Source organism: Streptomyces sp. SYSU D01066-1 (genome assembly GCF_054956795.1).
On the sequence record NZ_JBUDHV010000004.1, the window covers coordinates 183887 to 203747 of the forward strand.

At 72.5% G+C, this 19861-nt stretch carries 22 protein-coding genes, 1 tRNA gene and 1 pseudogene; 6 read left to right on the forward strand and 18 right to left on the reverse strand.

Going from position 1 to position 19861, the window contains the following annotated elements; translation table 11 throughout:
• Positions 1-86 precede the first annotated feature (86 nt).
• Positions 87-971 carry an SDR family oxidoreductase gene (locus ACY1JF_RS06200; RefSeq protein ID WP_462703958.1) on the reverse strand — a complete coding sequence of 295 codons (885 nt, stop codon included), beginning with the start codon at positions 969-971 and terminating at the stop codon, positions 87-89.
• Complete coding sequence (locus ACY1JF_RS06205; RefSeq protein ID WP_462703959.1) at positions 968-2512, reverse strand: flavin-containing monooxygenase; 1545 nt, start codon at positions 2510-2512, stop codon at positions 968-970. Before ACY1JF_RS06205 ends, ACY1JF_RS06200 begins: the two co-directional genes overlap by 4 nt.
• A gap of 133 nt (positions 2513-2645) precedes the next feature.
• Here ACY1JF_RS06205 and ACY1JF_RS06210 point away from each other — a divergent pair, with 133 nt between their 5' ends.
• Positions 2646-3299 (forward strand): MerR family transcriptional regulator, encoded by a 654-nt coding sequence (locus ACY1JF_RS06210; protein WP_462703960.1) that lies wholly within the window; start codon positions 2646-2648, stop codon positions 3297-3299.
• On the opposite strand, the gene ACY1JF_RS06215 is transcribed toward ACY1JF_RS06210, so the two are convergent.
• Both ACY1JF_RS06215 and ACY1JF_RS06220 read right to left on the reverse strand, forming a co-directional pair.
• On the reverse strand, positions 3296-4099 hold the full coding sequence (locus ACY1JF_RS06215; RefSeq protein WP_462703961.1) for an exodeoxyribonuclease III: 804 nt from the start codon (positions 4097-4099) through the stop codon (positions 3296-3298). The genes ACY1JF_RS06210 and ACY1JF_RS06215 overlap by 4 nt on opposite strands.
• A 46-nt stretch (positions 4100-4145) precedes the next feature.
• On the reverse strand, positions 4146-4403 hold the full coding sequence (locus ACY1JF_RS06220) for a GntR family transcriptional regulator (protein ID WP_462703962.1): 258 nt from the start codon (positions 4401-4403) through the stop codon (positions 4146-4148).
• Positions 4404-4579: 176 nt separating this feature from the next.
• Between ACY1JF_RS06220 and ACY1JF_RS06225 the strand changes: the two genes are divergently transcribed.
• Genes ACY1JF_RS06225 through ACY1JF_RS06235 form a run of 3 tightly spaced genes read left to right on the forward strand, consistent with a single transcriptional unit; the run spans position 4580 to position 5495 of the window.
• A complete protein-coding gene (locus ACY1JF_RS06225) occupies positions 4580-4762 on the forward strand; it encodes a hypothetical protein (protein WP_462703963.1) in 183 nt (60 codons plus the stop codon).
• Positions 4759-4965, forward strand: a complete 207-nt coding sequence (locus ACY1JF_RS06230; RefSeq protein ID WP_462703964.1) for a hypothetical protein — start codon at positions 4759-4761, stop codon at positions 4963-4965. The genes ACY1JF_RS06225 and ACY1JF_RS06230 overlap by 4 nt, the downstream gene beginning before the upstream one ends.
• 53 nt (positions 4966-5018) lie before the next feature.
• Positions 5019-5495 (forward strand): GNAT family N-acetyltransferase, encoded by a 477-nt coding sequence (locus ACY1JF_RS06235; protein WP_462703965.1) that lies wholly within the window; start codon positions 5019-5021, stop codon positions 5493-5495.
• 59 nt (positions 5496-5554) lie between these two features.
• Here ACY1JF_RS06235 and ACY1JF_RS06240 read toward each other — a convergent pair.
• The 3 genes and pseudogenes from ACY1JF_RS06240 to ACY1JF_RS06250 all read right to left on the reverse strand — a co-directional run.
• A pseudogene (locus tag ACY1JF_RS06240) lies at positions 5555-5818 on the reverse strand (response regulator transcription factor); the annotation flags it as partial.
• Positions 5819-5859: 41 nt separating this feature from the next.
• Positions 5860-6102, reverse strand: coding sequence for a DUF5133 domain-containing protein (locus tag ACY1JF_RS06245; protein ID WP_462703966.1), 243 nt, complete (start codon positions 6100-6102; stop codon positions 5860-5862).
• 136 nt (positions 6103-6238) lie between these two features.
• The gene (locus ACY1JF_RS06250; protein ID WP_462703967.1) at positions 6239-6622 is read right to left on the reverse strand and encodes an STAS domain-containing protein; all 384 of its coding nucleotides are present in this window, start codon (positions 6620-6622) and stop codon (positions 6239-6241) included.
• Positions 6623-6732: 110 nt separating this feature from the next.
• Here ACY1JF_RS06250 and ACY1JF_RS06255 point away from each other — a divergent pair, with 110 nt between their 5' ends.
• On the forward strand, positions 6733-7095 hold the full coding sequence (locus ACY1JF_RS06255; protein ID WP_462703968.1) for a helix-turn-helix transcriptional regulator: 363 nt from the start codon (positions 6733-6735) through the stop codon (positions 7093-7095).
• Between the two features lie 298 nt (positions 7096-7393).
• Here the strand turns inward: ACY1JF_RS06255 and ACY1JF_RS06260 are convergent, their stop codons facing one another.
• The 10 genes from ACY1JF_RS06260 to galU form a co-directional block, all read right to left on the reverse strand.
• Complete coding sequence (locus ACY1JF_RS06260) at positions 7394-7762, reverse strand: STAS domain-containing protein (RefSeq protein WP_462703969.1); 369 nt, start codon at positions 7760-7762, stop codon at positions 7394-7396.
• Positions 7763-7770: 8 nt separating this feature from the next.
• On the reverse strand, positions 7771-9051 hold the full coding sequence (locus tag ACY1JF_RS06265) for a PP2C family protein-serine/threonine phosphatase (protein WP_462703970.1): 1281 nt from the start codon (positions 9049-9051) through the stop codon (positions 7771-7773).
• The gene (locus ACY1JF_RS06270; protein WP_462703971.1) at positions 9051-9854 is read right to left on the reverse strand and encodes an alpha/beta fold hydrolase; all 804 of its coding nucleotides are present in this window, start codon (positions 9852-9854) and stop codon (positions 9051-9053) included. Before ACY1JF_RS06270 ends, ACY1JF_RS06265 begins: the two co-directional genes overlap by 1 nt.
• Positions 9855-10109: 255 nt before the next feature.
• A tRNA-Ala gene (locus ACY1JF_RS06275) sits at positions 10110-10183 on the reverse strand.
• Positions 10184-10260: 77 nt separating this feature from the next.
• Entirely contained in the window at positions 10261-11463 is a 1203-nt protein-coding gene (gene sepX, locus ACY1JF_RS06280; protein WP_462703972.1) for a divisome protein SepX/GlpR, read from the reverse strand.
• A gap of 134 nt (positions 11464-11597) precedes the next feature.
• On the reverse strand, positions 11598-12203 hold the full coding sequence (locus ACY1JF_RS06285; protein ID WP_462703973.1) for a GNAT family N-acetyltransferase: 606 nt from the start codon (positions 12201-12203) through the stop codon (positions 11598-11600).
• Positions 12204-12229: 26 nt separating this feature from the next.
• Positions 12230-12754, reverse strand: coding sequence for a MogA/MoaB family molybdenum cofactor biosynthesis protein (locus ACY1JF_RS06290; protein ID WP_462703974.1), 525 nt, complete (start codon positions 12752-12754; stop codon positions 12230-12232).
• Positions 12751-13230, reverse strand: a complete 480-nt coding sequence (gene moaC / locus ACY1JF_RS06295) for a cyclic pyranopterin monophosphate synthase MoaC (protein ID WP_462703975.1) — start codon at positions 13228-13230, stop codon at positions 12751-12753. Before moaC ends, ACY1JF_RS06290 begins: the two co-directional genes overlap by 4 nt.
• Before the next feature lie 117 nt (positions 13231-13347).
• The gene (glp, locus tag ACY1JF_RS06300) at positions 13348-14622 is read right to left on the reverse strand and encodes a molybdotransferase-like divisome protein Glp (RefSeq protein WP_462704055.1); all 1275 of its coding nucleotides are present in this window, start codon (positions 14620-14622) and stop codon (positions 13348-13350) included.
• Positions 14623-14735: 113 nt separating this feature from the next.
• Complete coding sequence (galU, locus tag ACY1JF_RS06305) at positions 14736-15638, reverse strand: UTP--glucose-1-phosphate uridylyltransferase GalU (RefSeq protein ID WP_462703976.1); 903 nt, start codon at positions 15636-15638, stop codon at positions 14736-14738.
• A gap of 91 nt (positions 15639-15729) precedes the next feature.
• Between galU and ACY1JF_RS06310 the strand changes: the two genes are divergently transcribed.
• The gene (locus ACY1JF_RS06310; RefSeq protein ID WP_462703977.1) at positions 15730-16371 is read left to right on the forward strand and encodes a 5-formyltetrahydrofolate cyclo-ligase; all 642 of its coding nucleotides are present in this window, start codon (positions 15730-15732) and stop codon (positions 16369-16371) included.
• Positions 16372-16566: 195 nt separating this feature from the next.
• On the opposite strand, the gene ACY1JF_RS06315 is transcribed toward ACY1JF_RS06310, so the two are convergent.
• Entirely contained in the window at positions 16567-19392 is a 2826-nt protein-coding gene (locus ACY1JF_RS06315; RefSeq protein ID WP_462703978.1) for a penicillin acylase family protein, read from the reverse strand.
• Positions 19393-19861: the final 469 nt, after the last annotated feature.

Here is a 19861-nt window from a genome sequence, read left to right on the forward strand (position 1 = left end):
ACTCCTGGGTGAGATCGGTTCCGGCCGACGACGGTGCCGGCCGGGCTCGATCAGATTCACACGGGCGGTGACCGTGCGCATGTCGATCAGTCACGGAGCGTGGCGCGCTGCTGCTCGTCGGCCGCCCCACCCGCTCCGACCAGGCCTTTTCCGACGCCGGAGAGCCGGTCGCCGAACCGCCGCATCTCCCGCTGCCCGACCGTGCCGACGAGCCCGGGCAGACAGCCGCGCACCCCCTGCATGCCGCGCAGCCACCACTGCCCGTAGACGTGGGTCCGCCGCCGTTCGATGCCCTCGACGAGCCGGTCGACCGCCGGGCCCAGCGGGTACGTCTTGTTCGACGGCCAGGGCAGCCGCTGCCGCAGCTCCCGCATCACCTCGTCCTGGTCGGCGCCGCGCACCATGTCGGTGTCGGTCCAGGAGAGGTAGCCGACGCCGACCTTCACGCCCCGGTGCCCCACCTCGGCGCGCAGGGCGTGCGCGTACGCCTCCACGCCCGACTTGGAGGCGCAGTACGCGGACATCATCGGGGCGGGCGTGAGCGCGGCCAGCGAGGCGATCTGGAGCAGGTAGCCCCGGGTTTCCAGGAGCGCCGGCAGGAAGGCGCGGCCGGTCACCGCCGAGCCGATCAGGTTGACCTCGACGACCCGCCGCCAGGAGACCGGGTCGGAGTCCACGAAGGGGCCGCCGGTGGCGACACCGGCGTTGGCGACGACGATGTCGACGCGGCCGAACCGTTGCCTCACCTCACCGGCGACCCGGGCCATCACCTCGTGGTCGGTGACGTCGGCGTGCCAGGTCCCGCTCTCCCCGTGCAGCCGGGCGGCGACCTGCTTCAGCCCGTCCGGCTCCAGCCCGACCAGCGCCACCCGCACCCCGCGCACCGACAGCTTGCGGGCCAGCAGTTCCCCGACGCCGCGCGCCGCGCCGGTGACGACGGCGACCCGTCCCTCCAGGCTCACGCCGCTCACGCGCCCACCTCCACGCGCTCCTCGGCCGGCGTCCCGCTCACGGCGGGGCGCAGGACGTCGTACTCCGCCAGGTCCACGCGCCGGGTCGCGCGCCGGAACTCGGTGGTCGTGCCGGGCCAGATGGTGGTGTTGCGGCCGCCGGCGTCGAGGTACCAGCTCGTGCAGCCGCCGGTGTTCCACACGGTCCGCCTCATCCGCTCCTGCACCCGCCGGTTCCAGGCGTCGACGGCGGCGGGCCGGGCGTCGAGGGCGACCCGTCCGCCGAGCACGCGCAACTGCCGCAGGTAGTCGGCCAGGTAGTTCAGCTGGGACTCGATCATGAGGATCATGGACGTGTTGGCGAGGCCGGTGTTGGGCCCGATGACCGTGACGAAGTTCGGGAACCCGGCCGCCGAGGTGCCGCGCAGCGCCTCCATGCCGCCCTTCCAGCTCTGGGCGAGGGTGCGCCCGCCGGCTCCGACGACGCGCTCGGCGATCGGCATGTCGGTGACGTGGAAGCCGGTCCCGAAGACGATGGCGTCGGCCTCGGCCGTGGTGCCGTCGGCGGCGACGAGGGTGGAGCCGCGCACCTCGCTCAGTGCGCCGGCGACGACGTCCGTGTTGGGCCGGGCGAGCGCCGGATAGTAGTCGTCGGACAGCAGGATGCGCTTGCAGCCGATGCGGTAGTCGGGGGTCAGCTTGGCACGCAGGGCCGGGTCCTTGACCGCGCGGGCCATGTTCCACTTGGCGATCCGCTCGACGAACCCGAGTTCCCCGGGGTGCTTGGTGAACGCCTGCACCTGGAGTTCCCGGACGCCCCACAGCAGGCCCCGGCGCAACTGGGTGGTGAAGGGGAGCGTCCGGTGCAGGAAGCGCTCGGCGCCGCTGATCGGCCGGTCCATGCGGGGCATGACCCAGGCGGGGGTGCGCTGGAACAGCGTCAGCCGGGCGGCCTTCGGCTGGATGGCGGGCACGAACTGGACGGCGGAGGCGCCGGTGCCGATCACGGCGACGCGCTTGCCCGTGAGGTCGTAGTCGTGGTCCCAGCGGGCGGAGTGGAAGACCTTGCCGGGGAAGGAGTCCAGCCCCGGGACGTCCGGGATCCTCGGGTCGGACAGCGGGCCGGTGGCGGAGACGACGACGTCGGCGGTGAGGTCCCCGCCCGCCGTCTCGATCTCCCACCGCAGCTCCCTGGCGTCCCACGTCATCCGCTTCACCTCCGAGTCGAAGCGGATGTGCGGGCGCAGCCCGAAGGTGTCGGTGACGTGTTCCAGGTAGGCGCGGATGTGGGGCTGTCCGGAGAAGGCGCGCGGCCAGTCCGGGTTGGGCGCGAAGGAGAACGAGTAGAGGTGTGACGGCACGTCACACGCGCACCCCGGATAGCTGTTGTCCCGCCAGGCCCCTCCGACGCTGCTCGCCCGCTCCAGGACCACGAAGTCCGTGATCCCCTCCCGGCGCAGCCGTACGGCGGCGCCCAGCCCGCCGAACCCCGACCCGACCACCGCGACCCGTACATGCTCCTGCCGTACACGCTCGTGCCGTACATGCTCGTGCTCGGCCATTCCGACGCCTCCACGCACCGCCGTCGACTCTGCCAGTGAACACTGGCGCAATGGGGAGCGTAGAGCAGGCCCCTACCGATGGGTAGGGGGCGGGGAAAAGAAAGTTACCGGCGGTACGCCGTAAGGTCGGGACGTGACGGACAAGCGCGAGTACCGCATGGAGGAGCTGGCCCGGCTGGCCGGCATCACAGTGCGCACCCTGCGCTTCTACCGCGAACGCAGACTGCTCCCGCCGCCCCGCCGCGAGGGCCGCGTCGCCTGGTACGACGACCACCACCTGGCCCGCCTGCGCACGATCTCGGCGCTGCTGGAACGCGGCCACACCCTCAACGGCATCGCGGAACTGGCCGACGCCTTCGACCACGGCCGCGACGTCGGCGACCTGCTCGGCCTCGGCGAGCCGACCGAGGAGACCCCGGTCCGCCTCACCCCCGAGGAACTCGCCGACCGCTTCCAGGGCCAGGACACCCCGGAGAACCTCGCCGCCGCGATGGACCTCGGCTACCTGGGCGCCGACGGCGACGAGATCGTCCACATCAGCCGGAGCCTGCTGGAGGCGTCCACCGCCCTGGTCCGCGAGGGCGTGCCGCTCGCCGAGGTCCTGGACGCCGGCCGCCGCGTCCGCACCCACACCGAGGCCCTGGCCGACCTCTTCGCCGACCTGGTCCTGCGCCACGCCTCCGAGGACGCCCTGCCCCGCCTGCGCCCGCTGGCGCGGAGCGTGGTGGAGGCGGAACTGTCGCTGGCGCTGGACCGGCGGCTGCGCAAGGGCGCGGGCCGGGACTAACGGTCGTAGACCACCGTCACCGGCGCGTGGTCCGACCACCGCTCCTCGTGGGCGGCGGCCCGCTCGACGAAGCCCTTGACGGCGCGGGCGGCCAGCCCGGGGGTGGACACGTGGTAGTCGATGCGCCAGCCCGCGTCGTTGTCGAAGGCCCGCCCCCGGTACGACCACCACGAGTACGGCCCCTCGACGCCCGGATGCAGCGCCCGCACGACGTCGACGTACCCGCCCTCGGCCGGGTCGAGCACCCGCCCCAGCCACTCCCGCTCCTCCGGCAGGAACCCGGAGTTCTTCCGGTTGGCCCGCCAGTTCTTGAGGTCGGCCTCCTGGTGGGCGATGTTCCAGTCGCCGCAGACGACGACCTCCCGCCCGTCGGCGGCGGCCCGCTCGCGCAGCTCCTTGAGGTAGGCGAGGAACTCGCCCATGAACCGGACCTTCTCCTCCTGCCGCTCGGTGCCGACCTCGCCGGACGGGAGGTAGAGGGAGGCGACCGTCACACCGGGCAGGTCGGCCTCGACGTACCGCCCGCTGCCGTCGAACTCCGAGGACCCGAACCCGACCCGCACCCGCTCGGGCTCACGGCGCGTGTAGAGGGAGACGCCGGCCCGCCCCTTGGCGGCGGCGGGCGCGTGCGTGACGTACCAGCCCTCGGGCTCGCGGACGCCCTCGGGCAGCTGCCGCGGCTCGGCCCGCACCTCCTGGAGGCACAGCACATCGGCGCGGGTGGCGGCGAGCCACTCGACGAAGCCCTTCTTGGCGGCGGCGCGGAGACCGTTGACGTTGACGGTGGTGACGGTGAGCATCAGGGCAGGGTACCGGGCGGGGCGCTCATGGACGGTTCCGTCGGGATCACCGCCCGGGCCGGTCGACGGGCGGCGTGTCGACCACGAACGACCCCTTGCCCCGCACCGTCACGATCAGCCCCCGCTGACCGAGAAGTTGCATCGCCGCACGCGCCGTCGGGCGCGACACGTTGAACTCCTCACAGATGGCCGCCTCCGAGGGCACCCTGCGTCGGGGCGCATAGGTCCCGTCCGAGATCCGGGCGGTGAGTATCGCGGCGATCTGCTCGTAGAGGGGCTCGGGCCCTTCGAGGTCCACGGTCATATAACGACCCTATTTGGCCTGTAACGATGCCTATTGTCACACACGAACAGGTGACGTGCTGTGACGTCACATGACATCACCTGACAAGTTCCCTTACTCTCCTCCTACGCGAAGACCCCGGCGAGGTTGTGGGACCTCCCGGGGCGCGGCCACCAGCCACAGAGGAGCTGACGACAGTGCGTATTATCCACGCGCCCCTGCGAGGGGTGCTGAACCTCCTGCTGCCCGGCACCGGGCGAAGGCGGGCCGGGGCGGCGGCGCCCCTCCCCCGTCCCCGCACCGCCACCTGCGCGCTCGCCCGGGAGCGCGCGCACCGGCGCCACCACCGGGGCGCCCTGCCCGCCGGAGGCCGGGCGTGAACGCCGGCACGCCGCCCGAACCCGGCGCGTCCCGCATGACGATCAGCACCTACCGCGTCACCCGTGAGGGACACCGCAGCGGCGGGACGGAGGAACGGACCTACGACGGCGGCGACGGCCCCGGACGGCTCCCCGACTCCCTGACCTGGCCGCCCTGCCGCTGCCCGCGCTGCCGGACGCCGCAGAACCCGGCGACGCCGTGAGGCACACTGGACGGCGCCCCGTCCCACCCTTGCACATACATACGGTAGGAAAAATGGAGATACGCCCCGTCCCCTTCGACCACCCCGACGCCGTGAAGCTCAACGACGAGGTCCAGGCCGAGTACGCCGCCCGCTACGGCGACGGCGGCGACGCCACCTACCTGGAGCCCTCGCACTTCGCGCCGCCGAACGGCCTCTACCTCATCGCGTACGACGAGGGCGACGTCCCGGTGGCGACGGGCGGCTGGCGCTCCCAGGAGGCCAACGAGGAGAACTACCGGGACGGGGACGCCGAGCTGAAGCGGATGTTCGTGATCGAGCAGATGCGCGGGCGGGGGCTGGCCCGCCGCATCCTGGCCGCGCTGGAGGCGGACGCCCGCGCGGCGGGCCGGACGCGGATGGTGCTGGAGACCGGGACCAAGCAGCCGGAGGCCGTGGCGCTGTACCTCTCCAGCGGGTACGAGCGGTGCGAGAGCTTCGGCTACTACCGCTTCCACGAGAACAGCCTCTGCTACGCCAAGAAGCTCTAGGACCCGTCTTCGATCCCCCGTCTGCCCTACGGGCGACGACGGGGGATCGAAGACAGGCCCTATGCCCGCAGGAACGCCAGCACCGCCAGCACCCGCCGGTGGGTGTCGTCGGCCGGCGGCAGGTCCAGCTTGGCCAGGATGGAGCCGATGTGCTTGCCGACGGCCGCCTCGGACACCACCAGCGCCCGGGCGATCGCACCGTTGGACCTGCCCTCCGCGACCTGCGCCAGCACCTCCCGTTCGCGCGGGGTGAGCCGGGCCAGCGGATCCCGGCGGCGGCGCAGCAGCTGCCGCACCACCTCGGGATCGACGACCGCGCCGCCGCGGGGCGCCCCGGATCGCGCCGGCGGCCCCGGCGCCCGGCCTACGCCGCCAGCGTCTCGTCCTCGCGGGAGACGCTCGTACGGCCGGTGTACTGCTCAAGCAGCGTGTCCGCCGTGCGCAGCGCCTGCTCGGCGGTGCGGGCCCCGGTCATCACGCACAACGTGTAGGTGACGTCCTCAAGGGCCTTGCTCGTGCGGCCGGTGGGGTGTACGTCGTGGTCGATGCGCGCCTGGGCGAACCGGGCCAGCACCGCGCGCAGCTCCTTCTCCGCCGGAATGATCATGATGTTCCCTCTCCCTCACCGGGCCCCGTCCGAGGGGCACCGCAAACCCTTGAGCAGTACGTCGGATGCCCCTCATCGGCGGTTTCACGCTTCCCGCGAAAGCCTCGGTCGCCGTGGGCCTCGACGGGTGGGACGGCTAGCAGGCGGCGGCTTCCTCCACCGTCTCCCGCATCGTGAGGACGCTGTCGACCCCGGTCAGCCGCAGGAGCCGCAGCACCTGCGGCGTCGGCGCGGCCACACGGAAGTCCGCCGCCTGGTGGGTGAGGATCAGCAGATTCAGCAGCGTGGAGTCCGCGAAGGTGATGCCCGAGGCGTCCAGGACCACCCTCGGCCCCTTCTCGACCGCGGCGCCCAGCGCTTCCGCCAGGGGCCCGATCGTGGACGCGTCGTAGGCGCCTCGCGCTCCGACGACCCAGGCGCCGCGCCATTCGTACGGCGCCACCGCGGTCCCGTCCGCCGTCCGCGGGCGGCTTCCTTCGCCCTGGTCCACGTACTCTGCTGTCGCTTCGTTCAATGACACCCTCGGGTCCCTCCAGCGTTCCCCCGAGACAAGATGAACATGCCCCTCGTTGCGCGAAAAGTATGTCATGCATTTAGCGTCCGGCAAAGAGCGTCCCTAAAATGCTGCGCATGGTTCCAGTGCCTGAATCTCACTCCGGGTGGACGTTCGTCACCAACCACGCCCGTGTACTGGCGGTCATCGCCGACAACCCCAACGTCCGGATCCGCGACATCGCCGCTCACTGCCGGCTCACCGAGCGCGCCGTCCAGCGGATCATCTCCGACCTCGAGCAGGACGGTTACCTCTCCCACACCCGCGACGGCCGCACCAACACCTACCGCGTCCAGCCGGACAAGGTGCTGCGCCATCCGGCGGAAGCGGGCCTGACCGTGGCGTCCCTGCTGTCCCTGCTGGTGCGGGACGAGACCGACCGCGCGCCCCGGCCCAGCGACCAGCTGCCCCGCCTGGCCGGCAGCAACGGCGCGCTGTAACGGCGTGCCGCAACGGCGGAGCGGACGCCGGCCGCGACACCGGCCTCCGGCCTCCGCGACCGGCCGCGGCAGCGGAGCGGGAGCGAAGGACCGCCGCGCCCCTTCCGGATCCCACGGCCGCACCGGCCCGCGCGCGGCCGCCCGGCCGCACCGGCCTCACTCCTCGTCCGCCGGCACGGGCGGACCGGCTTCCCCTCCCGGCGCCGACCGCTTCCCCCGGCCCCGCACGGGCCGCACCCCGCCCCGGTCCGCGGCACGACGGGACGACGCCGTCGGCGCTCGTCCCGGACCGACCGTTTCAGGCCGCCCCGGCGGAACGGCCGGACGCATCAGGACCTCCGGCGGCGCCGTCGTCGGGACGCAGGTCGAAGATCTGGTCCAGTCCCACCATGCGCAGCACCCGCAGCGTGTGTTCCGGCACCCCGACCAGCGCGACGCCGGCCTGGGCCGCCTGCGCGCGGTTGTGGGCGACGATCAGGGCGGTGATGCCGCTGGAGTCGCAGAACTCCATCCCGGCCAGGTCCAGCACGAGGCGCTGTCCCGGCCGGAGGGTGAGGGCGACGAGCCGCTCGCGCAGCTGGCCGGCGGTGACGTAGTCGAGGTCGCCGACGATTCCCAGAACGGGACCGTCGGGGACATTTCGGGTGGTGATGTTCAACGGGCTCATGCGGTGACTCAGGTTCGGGGGGCGGGGGCGGGAGCGGGGATGCCGAGAGCGAGCAGGGCGGTGTCGTCGTCGAGGCCGTCACCGAAGGTTTCCAGCAGGTCGGTCAGGGCTTGGATCACGGCCTTCGGGGACCGGCCGGCGTGGCCTCGGGCGAAGTCGAGCAGGGCCTCGTCGCCGTAGAGCTGGGCGCGGTCCTCACCGGTACGGGCTTCGGTGAGGCCGTCGGTGTACAGCACCAGGGTGTCGCCGGGGCCGAGGAGGGCCGTGGCGGTGGTGAAGGTGGCGTCGGGCAGGGCGCCGACGAGCAGACCGCCCGGGGTCGGCAGGAAGTCGGCGGTGCCGTCGGCACGCAGGACCAGGGCCGGGGGGTGCCCGCCGGAGGCGATACGGACGGTGACCTGGCCGGAGCGGGGGTCGGGGTCGAGAACGCCGAAGATGACGGTGCAGTAGCGCGGGTCGCCGCGGGTGTAGCGCTCGTGGAGCACCTGGTTGAGCGTCGTCAGGGTCGAGACGGGCTCCGGGTCGTGCACGGCGGCGGCGCGCAGGGTGTAGCGGGTCAGCGAGGTGACCGCGGCGGCCTGGGGGCCCTTGCCGCACACATCGCCGAGGAAGAAGGCGAAGCGTGTGCCGTCGATGGGGAAGAGGTCGTAGAAGTCACCGCCGAGCCGGTCCGGGGAGGCGGTGCGGTAGTGCACGGCCGCCTCCACCCCCGGCACCGACGGCAGGGTGGCCGGCAGCAGCGACTGCTGGAGCACGGCCAGGGCGTCCTGCAACCGGAGACGGTCGGCCTCCGCCTCGGCGCGTGCCTCCTCCGCCGCCTTGCGCGCCCGCAGGAGTTCCTCCTCGTAGGCGCGGCGGTCCCGGGCGTCGAAGACGGTGCTGCGGACCAGCAGGGGGTCACCGGTGCTGCCGTACTTGACCACGGAGGAGACCAGTACCGGTATCCGGCCGCCGTCGGCCCGCTTGATCTCCAGGGCTATCCCGCTGATCTCCCCCTGCATGCGCAGCAGCGGCGCGAAGTGCGTCTCGTGGTACAGCTTGCCGCCCACGGTCAGCAGGTCGGTGAACCGCATCCGGCCCACCACGGCCTCCCGGTCCAGGCCCAGCCAGCCCAGCAGCGTCGCGTTGACCTTGGCGATGGTGCCGTCCATCAGCGTCGACAGATAGCCGCACGGCGCGCTCTCGTACAGCTCCTCGATGCTGTCCTCCAGAAGCGAGGCGAACGTCGCGTCCGCTGCCCGCCCGTCGTCGGCGTCACAAGGGTCCGGCTGCTGCCCGGTGCGGCACATCACCGCAGGCGCGCCAGGAAGTCGGTGATCGCTTCGTTGGTCGCCTCCGGCGCGGACAGGTGGGGGCAGTGCCCCGTGGCGTCGAGCGTGACCAGCTCCGCCCCGGGGATCATCCGGTGGACGAAGGCGCCGACCTCCCGGGGGGCGATGACGTCCTGGAGGCACTCGAGCACCAGCGTCGGCACGTCCACACTCTTCAGGTCGTCCCGCGAGTCCGACAGGAACGTGGTCCGGGCGAAGACGCTCGCCATGGCCGGGTCCGTGGCGCAGAAGCTGTTCTTCAGTTCCTCGCCCAGCTCGGGCCGGTCCGCGTTGCCCATGATCAGGGGTGCCATCGCCGCCGACCAGCCCAGATAGTTCGCGTCCAGGGAGGCCAGCAGTTCGTCGATGTCCTCGGCGCTGAACCCGCCCCGGTAGCCCTCGTCGTCGATGTAGCGCGGCGACGGCGCCACCATCACCAGCGCCCCGATCCGCTCCGGTGCCAGCCCGGCGGCCAGCACCCCGATCATCGCGCTCACCGAGTGCCCCACGAACACGGCGTCGCGCAGGTCGAGCGCCTCGCACACCTCGACCGCGTCACGGGCGTAGCCGTCCAGCGCCGCGTAGCGCTCCGGGGAGAACGCGGACGGATCCGAGCGGCCGCACCCCACGTAGTCGAACAGCACGACCCGGTGGTCCTCCACCAGGGCGGGCACCGTCAGCCGCCACATGTTCTGGTCGCAGCCGAACCCGTGCGCGAGCACCACCGTCCGCCCCTGCGGGTTCCCGGTGACTGTCACATTGTTCCTGCGTTCGACATCCATACCCCCACTCTCTCAGGCCGTCGCCGGATCCGGACGTCGCCCTCCTCCTCGGTGGCGCTCCCGCGGGCGCCCTCCGGTGGACTCCGCCCGCCGCGCGGCACCGCCGCCGGTCCGCTGTCCGGCTCCGCCGGTCCGCGGCCGGCCGCCCTCCCCGTTCCCCGCGAGACAGTCCGGAAACGACGAAGATCCCGCCGATCGTCGTGATCGGCGGGATCTCGTCAACCACCCTTGAACACTCAAGGACAGTCATTGCGGTGGACCTGAGGGGATTTGAACCCCTGGCCCCCTCGATGCGAACGAGGTGCGCTACCGGACTGCGCCACAGGCCCTTGCAACGAGTGAAACTTTAGCATCCCTCCGGGCCTGCTCAAAAATCCGTTCCGGAGCGGTGCCGCAGCCCACCGGGCTACTCGTTGGCGGCCTTGGGGCGGTCGCCGTCCTCGTACTGGTCGAACAGGGGGGTGCGGCCCCGCTCCCGGGAGCGGCGGGCGGACGCGGCGCGGCGTCCGCCGCGGCGGGCCGGGCCCTGCTGCCCCTCCTCGGCGGGCGGCTCGGCGGGCGGCTCGGGGCGGGCGGACGCGGCGTCCGGCTCGGCGTCGGGGACCGCGTCGTCGCCGGTCTCCTCCCGCCGCTCCGGGGCGGCGGCGCTGGAACGGGCGGAGCTCCACGCGTCGGGCGCGGTGAGGTCCACGCCGGCCGTGGCCCGGGGGGCGACCGGCGCGGTCACATACGTCGGCAGCGGCACCGGTACCGGGTCCCAGCTCTCGCCCCGCCCGGGGCGCCGCTGCCGCTCGCGCTGCTGCTGGTCGACCCACTCGGCGTGGTCGGTCTGCTCGACCAGCGCCCGCCGGTCCGCGGCCAGCGCCGACAGGCCGGGGTCGGCCTCCGCGCCGGGGGCCTCGTGCGGCTCCTCGGTGCCGGGCTCGGCGCCGGCCTCGGCCGGGGCCCGCCTGCGGGGCCGGTTGCCGCGCTCCCGCAGCCGCTGCGCGGCGGCCTCGGCCCGGCGGCGGTCCATCTGGAAGGCGAAGCGGCGCCGCTCCTGGGCCCGGAGGTAGGCGATGTACGCGCTGAGCAGCACGGCGGGCACGGCGGGCGCCCACAGGAACGCGAGCCCGCCCACCGCGGCGACCATCGCGCCGAGCGTGAAGGCGAGGAAGAGCACCACGGTGGTCCGCCGCCGGCGGGCCAGCACCTTGGTGCGCCGGGCGCGGGCCGCCGCGGCCTGGGCCGCCGCCCGGTCACCGGCGTCGCGCCGGACGGGACGCTCGTCGGCGTCCGGCTCCGGGGACGGCGAGGCCGGGGCCGGAGGGGCCGGCGGACGCACCTCCGTCCTGGTCCGGGACACGGCGAAGGCCCGGACGTCCACCGAGTCGGTGACGGCGTCCGGGTCGCCGGCGTCGGGCTCCCCCTCGTCGGCGGAGCGCGCCCGCAGGTCCTTGGCGTACCGGCGCTCCATGCCCGCCCGTCCGGACAGGAGCCGGATGGCGGTGCTGAAGCGTTCCGTCGGACGGGCCTCGTTCAGCTCGTCCTGCCTACGGAGCCACATCGGCACCAAGTAGGCGGCCCAGGCCCCGACGATGACTGCGTAGATGAGGCCGCTGCTGCTCACGCCTCACACGGTAGAGGGATGTGCGCGAGCGCATCCGCCAATTGGGCCGGTGTGTCGCACGATCTGGCTGATATTTCAAAAATTTTTTCGGACGGATGACAATTCACGAGTCCGGGTGAGTTGAATTCGAACGTTTATTCAATTCCGGATGAGTCCCGGGCGGCCCGGCCGCGGTGCCAGCGGCGCAGGAGGCCCTCCGGCACCTCCTCCGCGGTCAGCGCGAAGACGAGGTGGTCGCGCCAGGCCCCGTCGATGTGGAGATAGCGCGGCCGCAGGCCCTCCTCGCGGAATCCGAGTTTCTCCACGACCCGGCGGCTGGGGCCGTTCTCGGGGCGAATGCAGACCTCGACGCGGTGCAGGCCGACGGTGCGGAAACAGTGGTCCACGACGAGTGCCACGGCCGTCGGCATCACCCCGCGGCCGGCCACCGCCTCGTCCACCCAGTAGCCGACGTGCCCCGAGCACATCGACCCCCAGGTGATCCCGGCGACGGTCAGCTGCCCCACCAGCCGGCCCTGGTACTCGATGACGAACGGCAGCATCCGGCCCGCGTTCGCCTCGGCGCGCAGGTGGCGCACCATCTGGCGGTAGGTCGGCCGGTGCGCGGGCGGCCCGCCCGGGCCGGGCGGCGGGATGGTGGCCTCCCAGGGCCGCAGCCAGTCCCGGTTGCGCTGGTTGACCTCGCGCCAGGCCCGCTGGTCGCGCAGCTTTATGGGCCGCAGGACGATCTCGCCGTCCACCAGCCGTGCGGGCCAGGAGGGGCTGTTCAGCTCGCACCCCCGCCGTTCGGACCGCCGTTCGGTCTGGGGTGGTCGCCGCCGCGGATCTGGTCGACGGCGTGGCGCAGCAGGGGTTCCAGTACGGCCAGTCCGTCCTTCACCCCGCCGGTGGACCCGGGCAGGTTGACGACGAGGGTGCCCCGCGCCACTCCGGCCAGGCCGCGCGAGAGCGCCGCGGTGGGCACCGCGTCCCGGCCCCGCGCCCGGATCGCCTCCGCGATGCCCGGCACCTCGTGGTCGAGCACCGCGCGGGTCGCCTCGGGGGTGCGGTCGGTGGGCGACAGGCCCGTCCCGCCGGTGGTGACGATCACGTCGTACCCGGCGGTGACGCCCGCGCGCAGGGCGGCCTCGACCGGGTCGCCGTCGGGGACGACCCGGGGGCCGTCGACGTCGAAGCCGAGGCGGGCGAGGCCCTCGGCGATCAGGGGGCCGCCCTTGTCCTCGTAGATCCCGGCGGCGGCCCGGTTGGACGCGGTGACGACCAGGGCGCGGTATCCGGTACCGGATGTCATGCCCGGCTCCAGTCGCCCGACTTGCCGCCCGTCTTCTCCTCCACCCGTACGTCCGTGATGACCGCTCCCTTGTCGACCGCCTTCACCATGTCGATCACGGTGAGCGCGGCGACGGAGACGGCGGTGAGCGCCTCCATCTCGACGCCCGTGCGGTCCGTGGTCCGCACGGTGGCCACGATCTCCACGGCGTCGTCCGCGACCGACAGGTCCAGTGTCACACCCGACACCGACAGCGGGTGGCACAGCGGGATCAGGTCGGGGGTGCGCTTGGCGCCCATGATGCCCGCGATCCGCGCGGTGGCCAGGGCGTCGCCCTTGGGGACGCCCTGGCCGCGCAGCAGCTCGACGACCTCGGGGGCGACCAGGACGCGTCCGCTGGCGCGGGCGGTGCGGGCGGTGACGGCCTTCTGGGAGACGTCGACCATACGGGCGGCGCCCGCCTCGTCGAGGTGGGTGAGTCGGTCCTGCGTGCTCATGCTGTGTGGCGCTCCCGGTCCGGGCCCGGCGCGGTGCGCCGCGCGGGGCCAGTTGTGCGCGACACGGTACTCCTCCGCCGGTCGGCGCACCCGGGCAGGACCGCCCGCCGGACCCGCTCAGCCGAGCAGGACGACCTCGACCTCGGTGCCGGGCTCGACGCTCTCCACGTCCTCGGGTACGACGATCAGCGCGTCGGCGTGGGCGAGCGCGGCCACCAGGTGCGATCCGGCGCCGCCGACCGGGGTGACCGAGCCGTCGGCGCACCTGCCGCGCAGGAACTGGCGGCGGCCCTTCGGCGAGGTGAGGGCCTTGTCGGCGGTGAGGGCCGCCGTGGTGCGGGGGCGGTGGACGTCCGGGAGGCCCATGAGGGCGCGGATCGCGGGGCGGACGAACAGCTCGAAGGAGACGTACGACGACACCGGGTTGCCCGGCAGGGCGAGCAGCGGGGTGTGGTCGGGGCCGACGGAGCCGAAGCCCTGGGGCTTGCCGGGCTGCATGGCGAGCTTGCGGAACTCCACGCCGCTGCCCGGCTCGTCCTCGTCGGCGACGTGGGCGAGGGCCTCCTTGACGACGTCGTAGGCGCCGACGCTGACGCCGCCGGTGGTGACCATCAGGTCGGCGCGGACGAGCTGGTCCTCGATGGTGGAGCGCAGGGTCTCGGCGTCGTCGGCGACGGCGCCGACGCGGTAGGCGATGGCTCCGGCGTCGCGGGCGGCGGCGGTGAGGGCGAAGCTGTTGGAGTCGTAGATCTGGCCGTGGGTCAGCTGCTCGTCGGGCTGGACGAGTTCGCTGCCGGTGGACAGGACGACCACGCGGGGGCGGGGGCGGACGCGGACCCGGCCCCGGCCGATCGCGGCGAGCAGGCCGAGCTGGGGCGGGCCGAGGACGGTGCCGGCCCTCAGGGCGCGGTCGCCGGCCCTGACGTCGCTGCCGGCCGCGCGGACGTGCGCGCGGGCCTCGGCCGGGCGGTACACGTACACCTGGCCCGCGGCGCCCTCGGGGGCCGCGCTGCGGGCGCGCATCCCGGTGACCGGGCCCTGGCCGAGTCCGCCGTCGGTCCACTCGACGGGGACGACGGTCTCGGCGCCGGGCGGCAGCGGGGCGCCGGTCATGATGCGGGCGGCCTGGCCGGGGCCGACGGTGAGCTGCCCGGCGGCGCCCGCGGCGACGTCCCCGACCACCTCCAGGCAGGCCGGGAACTCCTCGCCGGCGCCCGCGACGTCCGCGACCCGCACCGCGTACCCGTCCATGGAGCTGTTGTCGAACGGTGGCAGGGAGACCGGCACCGTGACGTCCTCGACCAGGACGCAGCCCTGGGCGTCGAGGAGGTTCAGCTCGATGGGGTCCAGGGGCCGGACCGTGGCGAGGATGTCCTCCAGGTGCTCCTCCACCGACCACAGACGGTCCTCGGCGGGACCGTCGTGCCCGTCGTGACCGTCCTGGCGGTCCTGGCCGTCGTGACGGTCCTGGCCGGCGGCGCGGGGCGCGGGGCTGCTCAACGTCGTTACATCTCCTCGGCTACGTAACTGCGAAGCCAGGTCCGGAAGTCCGGGCCCAGGTCCTCACGTTCGCATGCGAGTCTGACAATGGCACGCAGGTAGTCGCCGCGGTCGCCGGTGTCATAGCGGCGGCCCTTGAAGACGACGCCGTGCACGGGGCCGCCGACCTTCTCGTCGGAGGCGAGCTGCTGGAGGGCGTCGGTGAGCTGGATCTCGCCGCCGCGGCCCGGCTCGGTGCGGCGCAGTACGCCGAAGACGTGCGGGTCGAGGACGTAGCGGCCGATGACGGCGTAGCGGGAGGGGGCGTCGGCCGGCTCGGGCTTCTCGACCAGGCCGCTGACCTTGACGACGTCGCTGTCCTCGGTGGTCTCGACGGCGGCGCAGCCGTAGAGGTGGATCTGCTCGGGGGCGACCTCCATGAGGGCGATGACGCTGCCGCCGTACTGCCCCTGGACCTCGATCATGCGCTGGAGCAGGGGGTCGCGCGGGTCGATCAGGTCGTCGCCGAGGAGGACCGCGAAGGGCTCGTCGCCGACGTGCGGCGCGGCGGCGAGGACGGCGTGGCCGAGGCCCTTGGGGTCTCCCTGGCGGACGTAGTGGATCATCGCGAGGTCGCTGGACTCCTGCACCTTGGCCAGCCGGTCCGCATCGCCCTTCTTCTGCAGGGCCGACTCCAGCTCGTAGTTGCGGTCGAAGTGGTCCTCCAGGGGGCGCTTGTTGCGGCCCGTCACCATGAGGACGTCGTCGAGACCGGCGGAGACGGCCTCCTCGACCACGTACTGGATCGCCGGCTTGTCCACGACCGGCAGCATCTCCTTGGGAGTGGCCTTGGTGGCCGGCAGGAACCGGGTGCCCAGACCCGCTGCTGGAATGACAGCCTTGCGGATCCTGGAGTGCGACTGAGTCATGCCGCCACCATATCCGCTGCCTTCGCAGGGAATCAGCACCTGCGGAGAGATCGTGCTCATATGAGCACATTGGAACAGTACGGGAGCGATCTTGACCGGGACCGGACGCGCCGACGAGCCTGACAAGCGTGTGTTGCGGCGCGAAGTCCTCGCGGTGAGGAACAGGTTGACCGCTGATGAGCTGCGGGTTACGGCGGAGGCGTTGGCCGGGCGGGCGCTCGGGCTGCCGGAGCTGGCACGGGCCCGCACGGTGGCGGCGTACGTCTCGGTGGGCACCGAACCGGGCACCCGCCCGCTGCTCGACGCGCTGTGCGGGCGCGGGGTGCGGGTACTGCTGCCGGTGCTGCTGCCCGACGGCGACCTGGACTGGGGCGCGTACACCGGGGCGGGGGCCGGGGAGGGGGCGCTCGCGCGCGTGCGGCACGGCGGGCGGATGGAGCTGCTGGAGCCCGCCGGGCGGCGGCTGGGCCCGGAGGCGGTGACGGAGGCCGACGTGGTGCTGCTGCCGGGTCTGGCGGTCGACGGGGACGGCATGCGGCTGGGGCGCGGCGGCGGCTCCTACGACCGGGTGCTGGCGCGGCTGGAGCGGGCGGAGCGGGCGGGGGCGGGGGCGCGTCCGGTGCTGGTGGTGCTGCTGTACGGCGGCGAGGTCGTCGCGCGGGTCCCGCGGGAGCCGCACGACCGGCCGGTGGACGCGGTGGTCACGCCGGAGGGGGCACGGCGGTTCCGCTGAGCGCTTTGGGCTCCCCGGGCTCCCCGGGTTTCCTTAGCGTCCTGAGCGGCTTGAGCGCCTTGAGCGCCTTGAGCGCCTTGAGCGCCTTTTGGAGAGCGCCTTTTGGAGAGCGCCTTTTGGAACAAGGGAAGAACGGCCTGGAACACGGGAACGGCCTCCACGCGCGCGTGGAGGCCGTTCCCGTCGTGGTCGCCGCTACGGCTTGAGCACCAGGGTGTCGCTCGTGCTCTTGTCGACCGCCTTCTCGGTGAACGACCAGGGCAGCAGCTCGCCCTCGGCCCACTTCTCGGTCTGGTCGGTGTAGTGGGCGCTGAAGGCGTGCCCGGAGGCTCCGGAGAGGTTGATCCACCGCGACTTGTCGAGGTCGTCGAGGTTGACCACCATCCGCATGGACGGCACCCAGAGCACTCCGTAGCCGCCGGCCGCGTTCCAGCCGGTGGCGTTGACGGCGGCCTGGCCGCCGCTCAGCTCCCAGGGGCCGCGGTTGAGGGCGTACTTCAGGAAGCCGGGACCGTCGGTGCCCAGGGTCTGGTTCTTCAGGAACAGGCGGTGCAGCCTGCCCCAGCTCCAGGTGTCGATGTCCTTGCCGAGCTTGGCGGTCAGCTCCCAGCGGGCGTCGACCATGGCGCGCTTGAACAGGTCGTCGCGGTTGTGGTCGGCGCCCTTGCGGGTGCCGTTCGCGGGCGTCGTCCACCAGTCGCTGTCGGTTTCGTCCATCAGCGTGCGGACCACCTCGAACCAGCGGTCGCCGCCGTCCGGCTGGGCCTGGTCGGCCTCGCGCTGGCCGCACTCGCGGACCTTCTGCGTCTCGTCGGCGGGGCCGGTGGTGCTGACCGGGTCGACCCACAGGCACTGGCCCTTGACCCGCAGCTCCTTGGGCAGCTTGTTGCCGAAGGCCAGCTTGACGATGCTGCGCCAGGTGGCGTTGAAGTAGGCGGCGGCGGCCGAGTCGGCGTCCTGGGTGTAGTCCCAGCCCTCCAGCAGCTTCTGCGCCTCGCGGACGTCCTCGTCGTCGACGTCGATCTTCAGCAGCGTGGGCACCAGCAGCTTGGCGATCTCGCTGCTGTTGTCCAGCTGCATCTGGCGCATGTCGTCGGTGGAGACCTTGCCGCCGTCCTTGATCTTCGCCTCGATCAGGGAGGCGATCCGCTGGCTGCGGGTGCCGTAGCCCCAGTCCGTGGTGAGGGTGTACGGGTAGGCGTCCTCGTCGACGACGGCCTGGTTGGCGGTGACGATGTAGCCGCGGTCGGGGTCGTACTCGTAGGGCAGCTCGTCGTCCTCGACGTACGTGCCGGTCCAGCGGTAGTCCGGGTCCCAGCCGGGCGCCGGGAGCGAGCCGTCGTGGCCGTCGGCGCGGACCGGGATCCGGCCGGGCAGGGTGTAGCCGATGTGGCCTTCGGTGTCGGCGTAGACCAGGTTCTGCGAGGGCACGTCGAACTTGGCCGCCGCGGCGCGGAACTCGCTCCAGTCCCCCGCGCGGTCGATCTCGAAGACGGCGTCCATGGTGGTGCCGGCCTCCAGCGCGGTCCAGCGCAGGGCGACGCCGTAGCCGTCGCCGCGGTCGGGCGCGGCGGCGTCGACGGTGGCCTTCTTGCCGACCTTGACCAGTTCGTCGTCGCGGTCGGAGAGCAGGGGCCCGTTGTTGGTCTCGCGGACCACGATCTTCTTCGACGTGCCGCCGGCGACCTTGATGGTCTCCTCGCGCGTCTTGAAGGGGACCACCTTGCCGTCGTACTGGTACCCGTCGCCGGTGATCTTCTCCAGGTAGAGGTCGGTGGCGTCGACGCCGGAGTTGGTCAGGCCCCAGGCGATCTCCTGGTTGTGTCCGATTATCACGCCGGGCATGCCCGCGAAGGTGTAGCCGGTGACGTCGTACTGGCACTTGGCCGAGACGCTGCGGCAGTGCAGGCCCATCTGGTACCAGACCGAGGGCAGCGACGGGGACAGGTGCGGGTCGTTGGCCAGCAGCGGCTTGCCGGTGATGGTGTGCTCGCCGGAGACGACCCAGGAGTTGGAGCCGATGCCGTCGCCGTTCACGCCGACGGCGGTGGGCAGGTCGTCCAGGACGTCCTGGAGGCCGGAGAGCTGGCTCTGCAGCACCGAGGTGCCGGAAGTGCCGGAGGTGCCGGAAGTGCCGGAGGTGCCGGAAGTGCCGGAGGCGGTGCCCGCCGCGTCGGAGACGGCCGTGCCCGCCGTGCCCGCCGTGCCCGAACTGTCGCCCGTGCCGCTGTCGCCGCCCGCGAAGGTGCCCGTCAGCTCGTCGTACTGGCCTTCCTGGACGATCGCCTTGTTGCGGTCGTACGGGTAGTCCGGGTACAGGTCGGCGATCTGCTCGGGGCCCAGGCGGCTGGTCATCAGGGCGCGGTCGATCTCGTCCTGCATGTTGCCGCGCAGGTCCCAGGCCATCGCCTTGAGCCACGCGACGGAGTCGACCGGGGTCCACTCCTCGGGCCGGTAGTCGTTGGTGAAGCCCAGGGCGGCGTACTCCAGGGAGATGTCCGCGCCGTCCTTGCCCTTCAGGTAGGCGTTGACCCCCTTGGCGTACGCCTGGAGGTACTTCTTCGTGGAGTCCGAGAGCGTCTCCTCGTACTCCTTCTCCGCCACCCGGTCCCAGCCCAGCGTGCGCAGGAACTCGTCGTTCTCGACCTGGCCCTTGCCGAACATCTCCGACAGGCGCCCCGAGGTCATGTGCCGGCGCACGTCCATCTCGTAGAACCGGTCCTGCGCCTGGACGTACCCCTGCGCCATGAACAGGTCCGCGTCGGAGGAGGCGTAGATCTGCGGGATGCCGTAGGAGTCGCGCTTGACGTCGACGGGTCCCGACAGGCCGTCCAGCGTGATCGATCCCTTGGTCTGCGGGAAGGAGGCCCGGACGGTGCTGATCGACCAGTACGCCCCGTAGGCGAGGCCACCGATGACGGCCAGCACCAGCACGAGGACCATCAGTTTGGCTCTGCGCCCCTTCTTCCTCGCGGACTTGGCGGACCGGTGGCCCGAAGAGGCGGTGTTGGTGGGGGGCATCGCTGTCCTTGCTGTCCTAACACGAGCGGCAGGGGCTGGCTGTGCTTTCTACTGCGCTGTCTACTGCGCTTCCTGGTGACTGAACGCTGGAGCAACCATAGGCGCAGGGCTCGCCCGGCCTTGACGCGGAGTCGGGAACGGGCGTGGACGGGCGTTCGATCATGCCAAGGCGTGCGTCAAGAAAGCGTCAAGAGTTAGGTAAGGTAACGAAGTAGTTGGCTTCGATGGACCCGTCCACAGGCACCGTCCCGTCCGCCGCGTCACCGCGTGCGCGGCGTCGGCCGCCTTTGCGGCGTCGGTCACATCGGCAACACACCGGCCACACCCGCAGTATCCGCCGCACCCGCCACACCGGCCGCACACGCAGCATCCGCCACACCCGCGCGACACCGGTCGCACACGCACCATCGCCGCGTCCGCGACATCGGTCGCAAGTGCAACATCCGTCATAAGTGCAATATCCGTCACC